Here is a 13,836-nt window from a genome sequence, read left to right as displayed (position 1 = left end):
GGAACCCGGCCATTCTACGGGGGTCGTCTGCGCGGCATCCGTCCGGGTGGAACCACCGCCCTAGACTCTGTGCCATGGACATCAACGACTACGCGGAGCAGGTCTTCTCCGGCAGCGCCGGCCTTCTCGGCCTCGCGCTCTACATCCTGTACGCCGTGGCGCTGTGGAAGGTCTTCACCAAGGCGGGGTACCCGGGCATCCTTGCGCTCATCCCGATCGTCAACCTCATCTTCCTCGTCAAGGTCGCTGGGATGTCGGGGTGGCTGGTGCTGCTCTATCTGATCCCCATCGTGAACATCGTCTTCGCGATCATCGTGGCGTTCAAGGAGGGCGCCAACTTCGGCAAGGGCGGGGTGTTCTCCTTCTTCCTGCTGTGGATGTTCCCCTTCATCGGGCACCTCATCATCGGCTTCGGCTCCGCGACCTACCGCCGGGTCTGAGCGCGTGGCAGCCGAGCGCCTCCACCTCGTCCGCCACGGCGAGGTTCACAATCCACAGCGCGTCCTGTACGGGCGCCTGCCGCACTACCGCCTGAGCGACGCGGGGCGTGCGATGGCGAGGGCGGCTGCCGTGCACGTGGCCGGCCTCGGCCGCCCCGTCACGACCCTGCGCTGCTCGCCGCTGCAGCGCACGCAGGAGTCGGCAGAGCCGTTCGCCGAGCTCTTCGACCTGCCGGCCGTGATCGAGGAGCGGATCATCGAGCCGACGAACGTCTTCGAGGGCACGAGGATGCGGCGGGCGCTCATGGACCCGCGCAACTGGAGGCATCTGCGCCGGCCGTCTGTCCCCAGTTGGGGCGAGCCGTACACGTCGATCGCCGAGCGGATGCGGGCTGCGATGGACGACGCCTGGCACGGTGCCGAGAGCGGTGACGTCGTCTTCGTCTCCCACCAGGCGCCGATCTGGATCACGCACCTCTCCGTCGCCGGTCTCCCGCTGCGGCATGATCCGCGCACCCGGCGCTGCGCCCTGTCGAGCGTCACGAGCTTCGAGCGCGTCGGCGACGTCTGGCGCGAGGTCGACTACGCGGAACCGGCCGCATCCGGCGTCGACCTCGGGGCCGTCTGACCGATCCTCCCGAGTGCGATGCGGGTGGCTCGTCGTGCGCGGCGCGGGCCCGCTCGGCGCAGCCGGCTCAGGCGCTCAGCTCTTGAACGAACCCGGCGGCAGCGGCCATGCCGGCAGCGGATGCCAGTACGACGGCCGCCATGGGGCCAGGCAGCGTCGCGCGATGGGCCAGGTCGCCTGCGGCGCTGATCCCCCGCACGGAGGTCCGACCGAACTCGTCCACCTCGACGGCGCCGGAATCGAGCATCCGCAGCCCGAGCTGCGCCGCGAACGGCGCACGCTGACGCATCGTGCCTGCGGCGACGAACAGGCCCGCGACCTGGACCGTTCCTGCGTCGGTCTCGACCGCCACGCCGCCCTGGCCATCGGCGACGGATACGACGGATGCGGGATGCACGCGCGTGCCGCGCGCCTGGATCGCGGCGATGTCCTCTGGTGCGGTGTCGCCCAGGGGGAAGACGGTGACCTCTCCGACGATCGGGCCGAGGAGGGCGAGCAGATGCGCGGTCCGCGGCGTCGCGCCGAGGATGCCGATGTGCGCGCCGTGGAACTCGTGTCCGTCGCAGAACGGGCAGGTGAAGGCGCGCACGCCCCACAGTGCGTCGAGGCCCGGCACCGGGGGGAGCTCGTCGGCGACGCCGGTGGCGAGCAGGACCCGCCTGGAGCGTTCGACGCGGCCGTCGGCGAGCGTCACCGCGAAGTCGTCTATCTCGCCCTCGACCGAAGTCGCTGACGCGGCGCGGAGCTCGACGTCGGCGTACGCGGCGAGCTGGGCCCTGGCCGTGGCGCGGAACTCCGCCGGAGGCATGCCGTCCGCGCCGATCATGTTGTGCATGTGCGCCACGGGGCCGTTGCGGTACTCGCCGGAGTCGAGCACCATCGTCGTGCGATGCATCCTGCCGAGAGTCAGAGCCGCCTGAAGACCGGCCGGGCCTGCGCCGATGACGATCACGTCGTACATGGATATCCTCCTGAGCTTGTGTTCTCGATCAGTGTGTGACTTCATGTCAACATGAAGTCAAGTTCCGCTCCGTCCTGGTCCGTCGGGGAGATCGCCGAGCGTTTCGACATGCCCACCCACGTGCTCAGGCACTGGGAGAGCGTCGGCCTGCTGCATCCCGATCGCGACGGTGCCGATCGACGCCGCTACGGTGAGGACGACATCGTGCGGATCGCCATCATCCGCCGCAGCAAAGATGCCGGCATGAGCCTCGAGCAGATCGCGGTGCTCCTGGACGACGATCGATCGGGGCGGCACGAGGTGCTGCACGCGCATCTGGCGGATCTCGACCGGCGTATGGACGAGATGCGTCGCTCGCGGGAGATGACGGTGCACGCCCTGCAATGCCGCGCGCACGACATCTCGACCTGCCCGAACTTCCGGGCCGGAGTCGCGGACGTGCTCGCCCGGCTGTGATCGGCCGCCGACGGCATCCGATGCTGGCAGAACCATCAGAGTCCCCATAGAATCCGCCACGTAAGCTGGGACCGTGCCACACGCTCCGCTCGCCCCGATTCGCAGCGGCCGTCTCCTCCGCACCGGACGATCCCGTCGTGCCATCGGAGCCGCGCTCGCCGCACTGACCGTCGTCGTCCTCGCGGCCTGCTCGCCCGACCCCGTCTCGGAGCAGTACCTGAACGGCGAGGACAAGGGGTACATCGCCGCCGACGGCTTCACCGTCGCGGAGATCGCGCCGGAGGACCGCGGCGAGCCCGTCGAGTTCGGTGGCGTCACCGAGAACGGCGAGGACTTCGACAGCGCGGACATCCTCGGCGATGTCACGGTGGTCAACTTCTGGTACGCAGGCTGCGCGCCGTGCCGCGTGGAGGCAGCCGACCTCGAGTCCGTCTGGCAGGAGTACCAGGACGAGGGCGTCAGCTTCATCGGTGTGAACACCTTCGACGAGGCCGACACCGCCAAGGCGTTCGCCGAGACCTACGGTGTGACCTATCCGAGCGTCATGGACGTCGCCTCCGGCGAGGCCAAGCTCGCCTTCGCCCAGGTCACCCCAATCCAGGCGACGCCGACGACACTCGTCCTCGACAAGCAGGGCAGGGTGGCCGCCCGCATCATCGGACAGCTGGAGGGGGCGTCCATCCTCTCCACGCTCGTGAAGGACGCGCTCGCGGAGAGCGCGTGAGCATCCAGGACATCATCGGTGCCGGCAGCCTCTGGCTGGCGGTGCCCGTCGCGCTGCTCGCCGGGCTGGTGTCCTTCCTCTCGCCGTGCGTCCTGCCGCTCGTGCCGGGGTACCTCGGATTCCTCGGGGCAGCGGTCTCCCCGCTCGCTTCGACAGGCTCAGCGAGCGGGGAGACAAGCTCAGCGAGCGGGGGACGGCCGGGCCGAGGGCGTCTCCTGCTCGGGGTCGCGCTGTTCATCCTCGGCTTCACGATCGTCTTCGTCGCCGTCACCGTCCTCGGCGGCACCGTGGGCGTCTTCCTGCTGCGCTGGGGCGATCTCGTCACCCGCATCCTCGGCGTCGTGATCATCCTGATGGGCCTCGTCTTCCTCGGTCTCTTCGGCTTCGCGCAGCGCGAGCTGCGCTTCCACGTCGACGCCAAGGCGGGCATCATCGGCGCCCCGCTCCTGGGGATCGCGCTCGGCATCGGCTGGGCGCCGTGCCTCGGGCCGACGCTGGCCGCGATCACCGCCCTCGCCGTGAACGTCGGCGACCCGGTGCGCGCCGGATTCCTCGGCGTCGCATACTCGCTCGGTCTCGGCATCCCGTTCCTCCTCGCCGCGCTCGGCTTCGGCTGGGCGACCCGCGCGATCGGCTTCCTCCGGCGGCACATCCGCGTGGTCAACATCATCGGCGGAAGCCTGCTCGTCCTCCTCGGCATCCTCATGGTGTCCGGCGTCTGGAGCGCGATCATGTTCCGACTGCAGGCGGTGATGGGCACTGTCTTCCTCCCCCTCTGATTCGAAGAAGAAGGATGCTGTGAGCACCGAGTCCTCCGATCCGCTGCGCCCGTCCGACCACGTGGACGCCGACGCCGACGGCATCGCTCAGCCGCGCCTCGGCCTCGTCGGGTGGCTGCGCTGGGGGTGGCGGCAGCTCACCTCGATGCGCACCGCGCTCGTGCTGCTGCTCTTCCTCGCCGTCGCGGCGATCCCAGGGTCGGTGTTCCCGCAGCGGATGGCCGACCCCAACGGCGTCACCCAGTGGGAGCAGAACAATCCAGAGCTGTTCCCCGTCCTCGACGCGCTCAGCCTCTTCGACGTCTACCTGTCGCCGTGGTTCTCGGCGATCTACCTGCTGCTGTTCACCTCGCTTGTCGGCTGCGTCATCCCGCGCATCAAGCATCATGCCAAGGCCCTGCGCACCCGTCCGCCGCGGACTCCTGCGCGTCTGCAGCGCCTCGCCGACCACCACGAGGTCGAGCGCGAGGCGGAGGATGCCGCCGCCGAGGCATCCCGTGCCGTCGACGTCGCGCAGAAGCAGCTCAAGGCGCTCGGCTACCGGGTCGAACGCTACGACCGGGGCAAGGCGTTCTCGGTCTCCGCGGAGCGCGGCTACTGGCGCGAGACCGGCAACCTGCTCTTCCACCTCGCCCTCGTCGGCGTGCTCATCACGGTCGGCGTCGGCGGCGGGTTCGCCTACACCGGGCAGAAGGTCGTCGTGGAGGGCGAGACGTTCGTCAACTCGCTCGTGGACTACAACTCGATGAACCGCGGGCGCTTCGTGGGGGATGACGCTCTGGCCCCCTACGCGATGACCCTGGACTCCTTCGATGTCACCTACCAGGAGTACGGCTCGGTCGCCTCCGGACAGGCGGGCGACTTCTCCGCCAACGTCTCGGTGCGCGACAGCGACGGATCGACCTGGGACGGCGCCGTGCGCGTGAACCATCCGCTGGGCATCTCCGGCGACAGCGTCTATCTGCTCGGGAACGGCTATGCGCCGACGATCACGGTACGCAACGCCGAGGGCACGGTCGTGTTCCGCGACTCGGTCGAGTTCCTGCCGCAGGACACGAGCATGACCTCGCTCGGGGTCGTCAAGGTCACCGATGGGATGCCGGAGCAGCTCGGCATGCTCGGCTTCTTCTATCCGACCGCCGTGGAGCTCGACACCGGCGCCCTGGCATCCGCCTACGGCGACCTCGTGCTGCCCGTGCTGACGCTGCGCGTGTACCAGGGCGACCTCGGCATCGACGACGGAACGCCGCGCTCGGTCTACGTCCTCGACACGACCGACCTCACGGAGATCGCGGGCCCCGACGCGGAGGCCGACTCGCTGCAGATGATGCCGGGGGAGACCGTCGACCTGCCGGACGGTCTCGGCACGGTCACCTTCGAGGACGAGTCGCCGGAGGGGACGGAGGCCGGAGACTTCAGCCAGTCGGTCAAGCGCTTCGCCTCGCTGCAGATCCACCACGACGCCTCAGCCGTCTGGGTGCTCGTCTTCGCGCTGCTCGCGCTGGCGGGTCTCGGCCTCGCCCTGTTCGTCCCCCGTCGACGGATGTGGGTCAAGGCGACCGTCAAGGACGGCTCCGTGCAGCTCGAATACGCCGGACTCGCCCGCGGCGAGGATCCGACCCTCGCCGCGGCCGTCACCGATCTCGCCGAGGGGCATGCGCGCCTGCTCGACGATCCCACCCGAAAGTAGACTGGAACCATGGACGCGCTCAACGACTACTCGGTGCTGTTCCTCTGGACCGCGATCGCCGTCTACGCGGCCGCGTTCATCGCGTACGCGTTCGATCTCGCGCAGCGTTCGGAGGCCACGGCGGATGCCCGCCTCGAGCGTGAGCTCGTCTCGGCGGGCGGTACGGGTTCGCCGTACGCCGCGAGCACGCCCGCCGAGACGGATGCGCCGGCGGCTCCGCGCAAGCGCTTCGTCATGGCGAGGATCGGCACGTCGCTGACGGTGCTCGGATTCCTCCTGCACGCCGCAGCCGTCGTGCTCCGCGGCGTCGCCGCCGAGCGTGTGCCGTGGGCGAACCTCTACGAGTTCGCGATGATCGGCACCTCGCTGATCGTGCTCGTGTTCCTCGCCGTGCTCACCCGCGTCGACCTCCGCTACCTCGGCACCTTCATCATCGGCCTCGTCGTCGTGCTGCTGGGTCTCGCCTCGACGAGCTTCTACGTCGAGGTCACCCCGCTGATGGACCCGCTCAAGAGCGTGTGGCTGGTCATCCACGTCTTCGTGGCCTCGCTCGCCACGGCGTTCCTCGCGCTGGCGTGCGCGCTGTCGGTGCTACAGCTGCTGCAGGCGCGCAGGGAGCGCAAGATCGTCGAGGCGGCAGAGAAGACCGGCCCGCGGTTCCTTTCGACCCTGCCGACCGCGGAGAAGCTCGAGGGTCTCGCCTACCGCTTCGCGATCGTCGGCTTCATCTTCTGGACCTTCACCCTCATCGCGGGTGCCATCTGGGCGCAGGACGCCTGGGGGCGCTACTGGGGCTTCGACGTGAAGGAGACCTGGACGTTCATCATCTGGGTGCTCTACGCCGGCTACATCCACGCCCGCGCGACGCGCGGGTGGAGGGGCAGCCCCTCGGCATGGTTGTCGATCGTCGGCTTCGCCGCGGTGATCTTCAACTTCACGATCGTGAACGTCTTCTTCAAGGGGCTGCACGCGTACTCCGGCCTGAGCTGATGTCCGAGCGGTACTCGGATGCCTATGCGGCAACGCACGGTAGGTTCGCCGTGGTTCCCGCGGTGTACGTGCTGCTCCGTCGTGGCGACGAGGTGCTGCTGCAGCTGCGTCAGGGCACGGGGTACTACGACGCGCACTGGGCTTTCGGCGCTGCAGGACACGTCGAAGCCGGTGAGGCGATGACGGCGGCGGCGGTGCGGGAGGCGGCCGAGGAGCTGGGCGTCTCGGTGCGGGTGGAGGATCTGGACCTCCTCACGGTCATGCACCGCACCGACGGCTCAGGGCGCGCGATCGAGCAGCGCCTCGACGTGTTCTTCCAGGTCTCCTCGTGGCAGGGCGAGCCGCGGGTCGTGGAGGAGGAGAAGGCCGATCGCATCGGCTGGTTCGCGCTCGACGCGCTCCCGGAGCGCGTCGTCCCCCACGAGTGCGTGGTGCTCGACGCCCTCGCCGCAGGGCGCCGGGAGCAGATCACCCTCTTCGGGTTCTGAGTCAGGCTCGGGTTCTGCGTCAGGCGCTCGCGCCGAACGGGACGATCTCAGCGTGCTCGACGCCGCCCTCGTACCAGACGAACTCGGCCTCGGCGATGGTTTCGGAGGGGCGTTCGGCGAGTTCGCGGACGGATGCCCGTTCCAACTCCGCCCAGCGCGCGGCGTCGAGGAGCTTCGCGTAGACGGCGGAGAGATGGAAGGTCCACTCCTCGAGCGGTCGCTCGTCGAGGCGGCGGAGATCGGTGTCGCCGAGCGCTCGGGTGAGGTCTGCGTAGGCGCGGGTGAGCGTCGCCGTGCGCGCGAGACGGACGAGGATGATCTGCCACGGGGAGGGGAAGGAGTCCACGGCATCCGCCACGATCTCGATCGGATGCCGTTCTGCCGCCCAGGCTCGGATGACGGCGGCGACCTCCTCGCGCCGGTGCGGTTCGAAGAAGCCGCGCAGGGTGACGTGCTCGGTGTGCGGCCATGTGATCGGCTGCTGTCCTGCGGCGGCGATGGCGGCATCCTGAACCGTGCGGAACGTCTCGGCGACGGCACCGGTGGGGCGCAGTACGAGGTACTGCTGACCCTCCAGGGAGGCGAGCTGCTGAGGGGTGTCCATGATCGGCCGGCGCATGGCGCGAGCCTAGCCGGGTCGCTCGGGCAGCCTTATCGCCAGGGATGCATGTTACGGAGGACGCGGGATGGAAAAGGCACCTCCGACGGGGGTCGGAGGTGCCTTTTCCATCTCACCGGGGTGCGAGACGGGACGATCAGGTCGCGAGGACGGCCTTGGCCGAGGTCGTCCTCCGCAGGGCGACGGCGAGCGTCGTCGCGATCAGCGAGAGCACGCCCCAGACGATCAGGCCGGCGATCGCCGCACCGTTGCCTGCGATGAGGCCGGTGAACGCGGGGGCGGTCGGAAGCATCGCGCCGATCGAGGCCAACCAGCCCGGAACCGTCGAGATGAGCCCCGTCGCCACGGCGATCACGCCCACGAGGGCGCTGATCCAGCGGCCGATGCCGCCGAAGATCGCGACGAGCGCCTGGTTCACAGCCGCGAACGCGACGCCGGCGACGACGGCCGTCCCGGCGAAGGCCCACCACGTGGCCGCGGCGTAGCTCGCGACGAGCTGGACGATGAGGGCGACGAGCAGACCCTGGCCTGCGCCGATCAGGGCGCCGGGGGCGAAGGCCCGAAGCGTCAGGGCGATCGACGGACGCCGCGAGGTGAGCGTGCGCGCGGTGTGCGCCCGCATGACGAGGTAGGAGGCCAAGCCACCGAACCACAGCACGACCGCGGCGAGCAGCGGGATCGCGGTCGGCCCGAAGATCGTCGAGGTCGCGGTACCGGAGGAGACCGGATCGGCGATCACCGAGGCGAGCGAGGAGGACTCCTCCTCGTCGAAGGAGGGCAGTGACGTCGCCGCGGTCTGCAGGCCGTCGGAGAGGCTGCTCGTGCCGTCCGCGAGCTGATCGAGACCCTCGACGAGCTCCGTCGCACCCGTGGCGAGCTCGCCGGCGCCCGTGCTGAGCTGGTCGGCTCCTGCGCCGAGCTCGGAGGCGCCGGTGGCGGCGCCGTCGAGTCCCTCGGCCGCGAGCTGGTTCATGCCGTCGGCGATCGTGGAGGCACCGGTACCGGCAGCGCGCATGCTCGTCTCGAGGGTCGCGAAGGTGCTGGGGAGGCCGTCCACTCCGTCGACGAACCTCTCGTCCTTCAGGATGAAGGCTGCTGTCCCCGCCGTGGTTGCGGCAATCTCAACCTCGCTCAACGATTCGTCGATGACGAGGCAGTATTTCCGCGGGATGGTCGAGGTCGGGCTCGCGCACTCCATCGCCAGAGGGGCGAGTGTTGAACCGATGTCCGAGATATCGGTTGTCGCTTCCGATACCGTGTCCGTGGCCGTCTGGATGCCGGTGACGAGCCCGGCGATGCCTGCCTCACCCTCCTTCAGCCCATCCGCTGCCTTGATCAGCCCGGCGCCGAGCGTGCTCGTCCCATCCGCAAGCTGTCGCGCGCTGCCTGACATCGTCGTGAGCCCGCTCGCGAGCTGGTACGCGCCGTCCCCGAGCTGTGAGGCGCCGTCAGCGAGCTGCGTCGCCCCGTCGGGGATGGCCGCTGCCCCGGTCGCGGCCGATGCCGCGCCGGAGGCCAGTTCGACCGCACCGTCCGCGGCCTCGCCGATCTGCTCGCCGATGGTGGTGAAGCCGACGAGGATGTTCTCCGTCGTCGCCTCGCTGAGCATGGTGCCCATGCTCGTGGTCGCTGCTGAGGCGATCTGCGAGGTGATGAGGTCGTCGGCGATGAGGCTGTCGTCCGGCGTGGTCACCGAGATCGTCGCCTGCTCGGCGTCGCCCCCGCCGTCCGCGATCGCCTGGCCCGCCGAGGTAGCGGCGGCCGAGAAGTTCTCGGGGATCGTGATGACCGCCTGGTAGGTGCCGTCGGCGAGCCCTTCGGCGGCGTCTTCCTCGTTCGAGACGACCCAGGTGAGGTTCGAGTCCAGGTCGTCCGACCCTTCGACGAGCCCGGCGAGCAGCTGGCGCCCGAGCGGGGTGTACTGGTCGTCGATCGTGACCGGCTCGTCGAGGTTCACCACGGCAGCGGTCATCGAGTCCAGACGCTCGGTCGGGTTCTGCAGTGCGGCGACGAGGATGCCGCCGATCACCGCGGGCAGCAGCAGGATGCCGACCAGGGTGAGCCAGGTCACCGGGCGCTTCGTGCGTGCGCGTTCGATCGAGAGGGTCATGCGTTCACCTCGGAGGTCTCGGAGTCGCGCTTCTCGCGCGGGGGAGCAGGGGGAGCGGTGACGTTGAGAACGTCGACCGAGCGGATGCCGGCATCGGCGAGCACCTCGCGGGCGGCGGCCGCATCGGATGCCGTGGCGAAGACAGCGAGGTCGCGAAGGGCAGCGGCATCCCTGAGCATCGCGGTCGCCTGGTCGCGGCGTGCGCCGGTGAGCGCGTCGACGCCGTCGATCACGACGATCGGCGAGGCGCCGCGCAGTGCTTCACGCAGGTCGTCGAGTGCGGCACCCCCTCCGTCGACCGGGACGTACCCGACGTGGCCCCGCACCCAGGCGGCGCGACCGGGCAGCAGATGACCCGCGACCCGCAGCCGCCCTTCGGCGGGGGTGAGTCGACCGGCGACGGCCAGGGCGAGGGCGCGGCGCACTCGCGTCTCACCGCCCGTCGCGATGAGCGCGGCATCGGGAGCGAGACGGAACGAGAGGGCGCCGGGCAGTGGAGCATCCGCGCTCAGCACGAGCTCGTCGGCGGCGGCGACCGAGTCGTCGCCCGGCCAGGCCTCCAGGTGACGCTCACGCTCGACGGCCTCGCCCTCGATGTCCACGCTCGGCAGGATCTTCTCCAGCCAGGCGGGCAGCTGCCATGCGCGCTCGCCGAGGATCGCCATCAGGGCGGGGATCAGCGTCATGCGCACGAGGAAGGCGTCGATCGCGATGCCGGCGGCGAGGCCGAGCGCGATCGGCTTCAGTGACGAGTCTCCCTCCGGCACGAAGGCGACGAAGACGGCGAACATGATGAGACCGGCGGCCGTCACGACCTTCGCCGAGCCGGTGAAGCCGCTGCGCACGGCGCGCTGCGCGGCCGCGCGGCGCACGGAGCGAACCGGACTCTTCGAATCCGGGTCGTGCACGTAGTCCTCGCGCATTCGGGAGACGAGGAACACCTGGTAGTCCATCGCCAGACCGAACAGCACGCCCATCAGGATGATCGGCATGAAGCTGATGATCGGTCCGACCTTGGCGACGTGCAGGAGGTCCGCGAACCAGCCCCACTCGAAGACCGCGCCGACGATGCCGAAGCCGGCGACGATGGAGAGCAGGTAGCCGAGAGCGGCCGTCACGGGCACCCAGATGGAGCGGAACACGATCGTCAGCAGGATGAGCGAGAGGCCGATGACGAACACGCCGAACGGCAGCAGCGCGTGGCCGAGCTGGTCGGAGATGTCGATGCCGACGGCCGTGAAGCCGGTGACCTTCAGGTCGATGCCGAACTCGTCGAGCCATTCGTCGTGGTGCGAGCGCAGCTCACGGACGAGGTCGGCGGTGGCGGGGTCGTCCGGTGCCGTCTCGGGGATGATCTGCACGATGCCGGTGTCGATCGTCTCGTTCGGGGTGGCCAGAGCCACCTCCTTCACGCCGTCGATCTGCTCGACGGCATCCCCGAGGTCCTCCATGAGGGTGAGCGGGTCGTCGGAGGTGACGATGGTGCCGGTGAGGATGAGGGGACCGTTGAAGCCCGCGCCGAACTCCTCGGCGACGAGGTCGTAGCTCACGCGCGCCGGGTCGTCCTTCGGGAGCACACCCGCGTTCGGGAGGGCGAGGTTGAGGCTGAGGGCGGGGATCGCGACGATGCCGAGCCCGAGGACGACGGCGAGCGAGGCGAGCACGGGGCGCTTGGTCACCCCGCCGACCCAGCGCTGGCTGAACGTGCGGCGCGGGGCGGCATCCTTCCTGCGCGGCGCGCGCTCGGTGCGCTTCCAGCCGATCACGCGCCCCTTCATGAATCCGAGGAGCGCCGGGGTGAGCGTCACCGCGATGGCGACGGCGATCGCCACCGCGACGGCCGCCGCGATGCCCATCGTCGTCAGGAACGGGATGCCGGCGAAGCCGAGCCCGATGAGGGCGATGAGCACGGTGATACCGGCGAACACGACCGCGGACCCCGCGGTGCCGACGGCACGCGCCGCGGACTCCTCCGGGTCGACGCCGTCGCGCACCTGATCCTGGTGCCTGGCCATGATGAAGAGCGCGTAGTCGATGCCGACCGCGAGGCCGAGCATGAGCGCGAGCAGAGGAGTCGTAGAGGAGACCGTCGCGAAAGCGGTCGCGGCGAAGATGCCGGCGATGGCGACGCCGACCCCGAGCAGGGCGGTGCCGAGCGGGAGGCCGGCCATCGCGAACGAGCGGAACGTGATGATGAGCACGATCAGCGCGATGACGACGCCGACGGCTTCCGTGAGCGTGACCCCGGGGATCGACATCGCGAACAGGTCGCCGCCGAGCGCGGTCTGCGAGCCGTCAGGCAGCTGGGCGGAGAGGTCGTCGACGACGGCGGAGAGCTCGTCCTTCGTCTCCTCGGAGACATCGGTGGACTGCCCGTCGAACTGCAGCTGCACGATCGCGGCGGTGTCGTCCTCGTTGATCATGCCGGACACCGTGTTGTCGTACGGGGACGTCACGGCGAGCACGCCGTCGAGATCGCCGAGCTCGTCGACCGCATCCTCGATGTGCTCGCGGTACTCGTCGTCCGTGACCTCATCGCCGTCTGCGGCGACCACGATGAACTGGGCGTTCGTGCCGCTGACCTGTGGGAAGGAGCGCGAGAGCTGTTCGAGACCCGCCTGCGATTCTGTGCCGGGGATCGAGAAGGTGTTGTCGGTGCCCTGGTTGAGCACGAGAGCCCCGCCACCGGCCACGGCCATCACGATCAGCCAGGAGACGAGGACGCGCCAGGGGTGGCGGAACGACCAGCGTCCGAGCGATGACAGAAGAGTGGACACGCAGACCTCCGGCGGGAGTGGGCTTCTCGTTCGATACACAGGTGTATTCGATACAACTGTGTATCCTACGGGAGATGGCGGCATCATTCTGTGCGTCAGGTGTGAGCCGTTCCACTACGCTCGGGAGACGGTCGGAGAAGGGAGATCGATGACGATTCCGGTGACCAGACGCCGCGAGAACACGCGCGCGCGACTGCTCGAAGCGGCCGCGCAGGTCTTCGCCGAGGTAGGCCTCGAGGGGGCGAGCGTCGAGGCGATCTGCGAGCGCGCGGGATTCACCCGCGGGGCGTTCTACTCCAACTTCGAGTCCAAGGACGAGCTGTTCCTCGCCCTCGCCTCCTCGGTCGCCGAGCAGCGCCTTGCCTCGGTGCGCACCCGGATCGATGAGTTCGTCGCCTCAGGGGTGCTCAAGGGGGATGCCGATCCCATCGAGCTCGTCCAGAAGATCCTGGATTCCAAGCTCGATGACCGGCTCGGAGTGCTCATGATGAGCGAGATCCGGATCAGGGCTCTGCGCGACGGCGAGTTCGGTCGTGCGTACCTCGCGCAGGACAGGGCGATGGTGGCGAGCATCGAGGCGATCATCCAGGGCATCCTCGACTCCGGGCTCTTCGGCCTGCGCACCGATGTGCCGACGGCCGCGCGGATGCTCATGGTGCAGTGGGAGGGATGCATGGCGAGGGCCGCGATCGACGGCTACGACGGCGACCAGCTGCACACCGCGGGTGCCGAGGCGCTCGGTCAGCTCGTCGACCTCATCATCGCGCCTGCGGAGGGCTGACCTCGGGTCATCCCTCGCAGCCCGACGGGGTATCAGTGGTCGAGGAGTACGTGACAGCGGCTCAGCCGATCGAGCCACCACGCTCGGCGGTCCGCGGCTGCGGCGAGGTCGTCGAGCGCCGCAGCATCCGGGGTCACCCGCCCGACCGTCACGGCGCCATCGACGGGAACGCGATCGGCGACATCGCGCGTGAAGAGGGCTGCCGTGCCCAGGCCGCAGTCGTACTCCAGATCCGGGAGCGAAGCGGCGAGCATCGCGCCCTGGCTGAGGCCCACGGCGGTGGGGGGGGGGGGGGGGGGGGGGGGCGGCCGACCGGCCGGCGCGGGGGGGGCCGCGGCCGGCCCGGCGGCGGCCGCCGAGCGGCGCGGGGTGTGGGGGAGGTGGGGGGGGCCG

14 protein-coding genes are annotated in these 13,836 nt (G+C 69.7%); 9 read left to right on the top strand and 5 right to left on the bottom strand.

Features of this window, described 5'->3' with window-relative positions:
• Positions 1–74: 74 nt before the first annotated feature.
• Together ACWGJP_RS02285 and ACWGJP_RS02280 are read left to right on the top strand one after the other, a co-directional pair.
• On the top strand, positions 75–440 hold the full coding sequence (locus ACWGJP_RS02285) for a DUF5684 domain-containing protein (RefSeq protein WP_452328129.1): 366 nt from the start codon (positions 75–77) through the stop codon (positions 438–440).
• A 4-nt stretch (positions 441–444) separates the two neighbouring features.
• Positions 445–1,068, top strand: coding sequence for a histidine phosphatase family protein (locus ACWGJP_RS02280; RefSeq protein WP_452328128.1), 624 nt, complete (start codon positions 445–447; stop codon positions 1,066–1,068).
• A gap of 67 nt (positions 1,069–1,135) precedes the next feature.
• Here the strand turns inward: ACWGJP_RS02280 and ACWGJP_RS02275 are convergent, their stop codons facing one another.
• Positions 1,136–2,029: an NAD(P)/FAD-dependent oxidoreductase gene (locus tag ACWGJP_RS02275; protein WP_452328127.1), complete on the bottom strand. Its 894-nt coding sequence runs from the start codon at positions 2,027–2,029 to the stop codon at positions 1,136–1,138.
• A 51-nt stretch (positions 2,030–2,080) separates the two neighbouring features.
• On the opposite strand from ACWGJP_RS02275, the gene ACWGJP_RS02270 reads away from it, so the two are divergent.
• The 6 genes from ACWGJP_RS02270 (at position 2,081) to ACWGJP_RS02245 (ending at position 7,156) form a co-directional block, all read left to right on the top strand.
• On the top strand, positions 2,081–2,485 hold the full coding sequence (locus ACWGJP_RS02270) for a helix-turn-helix domain-containing protein (protein ID WP_452328126.1): 405 nt from the start codon (positions 2,081–2,083) through the stop codon (positions 2,483–2,485).
• 73 nt (positions 2,486–2,558) lie between these two features.
• Positions 2,559–3,209 (top strand): TlpA family protein disulfide reductase, encoded by a 651-nt coding sequence (locus ACWGJP_RS02265; protein WP_452328125.1) that lies wholly within the window; start codon positions 2,559–2,561, stop codon positions 3,207–3,209.
• Positions 3,206–3,988: a cytochrome c biogenesis CcdA family protein gene (locus tag ACWGJP_RS02260; RefSeq protein ID WP_452328124.1), complete on the top strand. Its 783-nt coding sequence runs from the start codon at positions 3,206–3,208 to the stop codon at positions 3,986–3,988. Before ACWGJP_RS02265 ends, ACWGJP_RS02260 begins: the two co-directional genes overlap by 4 nt.
• Positions 3,969–5,678 (top strand): cytochrome c biogenesis protein ResB, encoded by a 1,710-nt coding sequence (gene resB, locus ACWGJP_RS02255; protein WP_452329482.1) that lies wholly within the window; start codon positions 3,969–3,971, stop codon positions 5,676–5,678. The genes ACWGJP_RS02260 and resB overlap by 20 nt, the downstream gene beginning before the upstream one ends.
• Before the next feature lie 9 nt (positions 5,679–5,687).
• Positions 5,688–6,668 carry a c-type cytochrome biogenesis protein CcsB gene (ccsB, locus tag ACWGJP_RS02250; RefSeq protein WP_452328123.1) on the top strand — a complete coding sequence of 327 codons (981 nt, stop codon included), beginning with the start codon at positions 5,688–5,690 and terminating at the stop codon, positions 6,666–6,668.
• Positions 6,668–7,156, top strand: coding sequence for an NUDIX domain-containing protein (locus ACWGJP_RS02245; protein WP_452328122.1), 489 nt, complete (start codon positions 6,668–6,670; stop codon positions 7,154–7,156). The genes ccsB and ACWGJP_RS02245 overlap by 1 nt, the downstream gene beginning before the upstream one ends.
• 19 nt (positions 7,157–7,175) lie before the next feature.
• Here the strand turns inward: ACWGJP_RS02245 and ACWGJP_RS02240 are convergent, their stop codons facing one another.
• The 3 genes from ACWGJP_RS02240 to ACWGJP_RS02230 form a co-directional block, all read right to left on the bottom strand.
• Positions 7,176–7,775 (bottom strand): 2'-5' RNA ligase family protein, encoded by a 600-nt coding sequence (locus tag ACWGJP_RS02240; RefSeq protein WP_452328121.1) that lies wholly within the window; start codon positions 7,773–7,775, stop codon positions 7,176–7,178.
• Positions 7,776–7,911: 136 nt separating this feature from the next.
• Positions 7,912–9,885 (bottom strand): YhgE/Pip domain-containing protein, encoded by a 1,974-nt coding sequence (locus ACWGJP_RS02235; protein WP_452328120.1) that lies wholly within the window; start codon positions 9,883–9,885, stop codon positions 7,912–7,914.
• Positions 9,882–12,662, bottom strand: a complete 2,781-nt coding sequence (locus tag ACWGJP_RS02230) for an MMPL family transporter (protein ID WP_452328119.1) — start codon at positions 12,660–12,662, stop codon at positions 9,882–9,884. Before ACWGJP_RS02230 ends, ACWGJP_RS02235 begins: the two co-directional genes overlap by 4 nt.
• A 148-nt stretch (positions 12,663–12,810) precedes the next feature.
• Here ACWGJP_RS02230 and ACWGJP_RS02225 point away from each other — a divergent pair, with 148 nt between their 5' ends.
• A complete protein-coding gene (locus tag ACWGJP_RS02225) occupies positions 12,811–13,443 on the top strand; it encodes a TetR/AcrR family transcriptional regulator (RefSeq protein ID WP_452328118.1) in 633 nt (210 codons plus the stop codon).
• 32 nt (positions 13,444–13,475) lie between these two features.
• Here ACWGJP_RS02225 and ACWGJP_RS02220 read toward each other — a convergent pair whose 3' ends face one another.
• Positions 13,476–13,697: a hypothetical protein gene (locus tag ACWGJP_RS02220; RefSeq protein WP_452328117.1), complete on the bottom strand. Its 222-nt coding sequence runs from the start codon at positions 13,695–13,697 to the stop codon at positions 13,476–13,478.
• Positions 13,698–13,836: the final 139 nt, after the last annotated feature.

It is taken from the genome of Microbacterium sp. NPDC055903, from assembly GCF_053615555.1.
Note: the sequence above shows the minus strand (reverse complement) of the source record. Positions and strands in the feature narration are given on the sequence as shown.

Bases quoted from the DNA above. Each gene is read 5' to 3' on its own strand.
- ACWGJP_RS02285 (WP_452328129.1), top strand. From the start codon at position 75: ATGGACATCAACGACTACGCGGAGCAGGTCTTCTCCGGCAGCGCCGGC.
- ACWGJP_RS02275 (WP_452328127.1), bottom strand. From the start codon at position 2,029: ATGTACGACGTGATCGTCATCGGCGCAGGCCCGGCCGGTCTTCAGGCG.
- ACWGJP_RS02270 (WP_452328126.1), top strand. From the start codon at position 2,081: ATGAAGTCAAGTTCCGCTCCGTCCTGGTCCGTCGGGGAGATCGCCGAG.
- ccsB (WP_452328123.1), top strand. From the start codon at position 5,688: ATGGACGCGCTCAACGACTACTCGGTGCTGTTCCTCTGGACCGCGATC.
- ACWGJP_RS02245 (WP_452328122.1), top strand. From the start codon at position 6,668: ATGTCCGAGCGGTACTCGGATGCCTATGCGGCAACGCACGGTAGGTTC.
- ACWGJP_RS02240 (WP_452328121.1), bottom strand. From the start codon at position 7,775: ATGCGCCGGCCGATCATGGACACCCCTCAGCAGCTCGCCTCCCTGGAG.
- ACWGJP_RS02235 (WP_452328120.1), bottom strand. From the start codon at position 9,885: ATGACCCTCTCGATCGAACGCGCACGCACGAAGCGCCCGGTGACCTGG.
- ACWGJP_RS02225 (WP_452328118.1), top strand. From the start codon at position 12,811: ATGACGATTCCGGTGACCAGACGCCGCGAGAACACGCGCGCGCGACTG.
- ACWGJP_RS02220 (WP_452328117.1), bottom strand. From the start codon at position 13,697: ATGCTCGCCGCTTCGCTCCCGGATCTGGAGTACGACTGCGGCCTGGGC.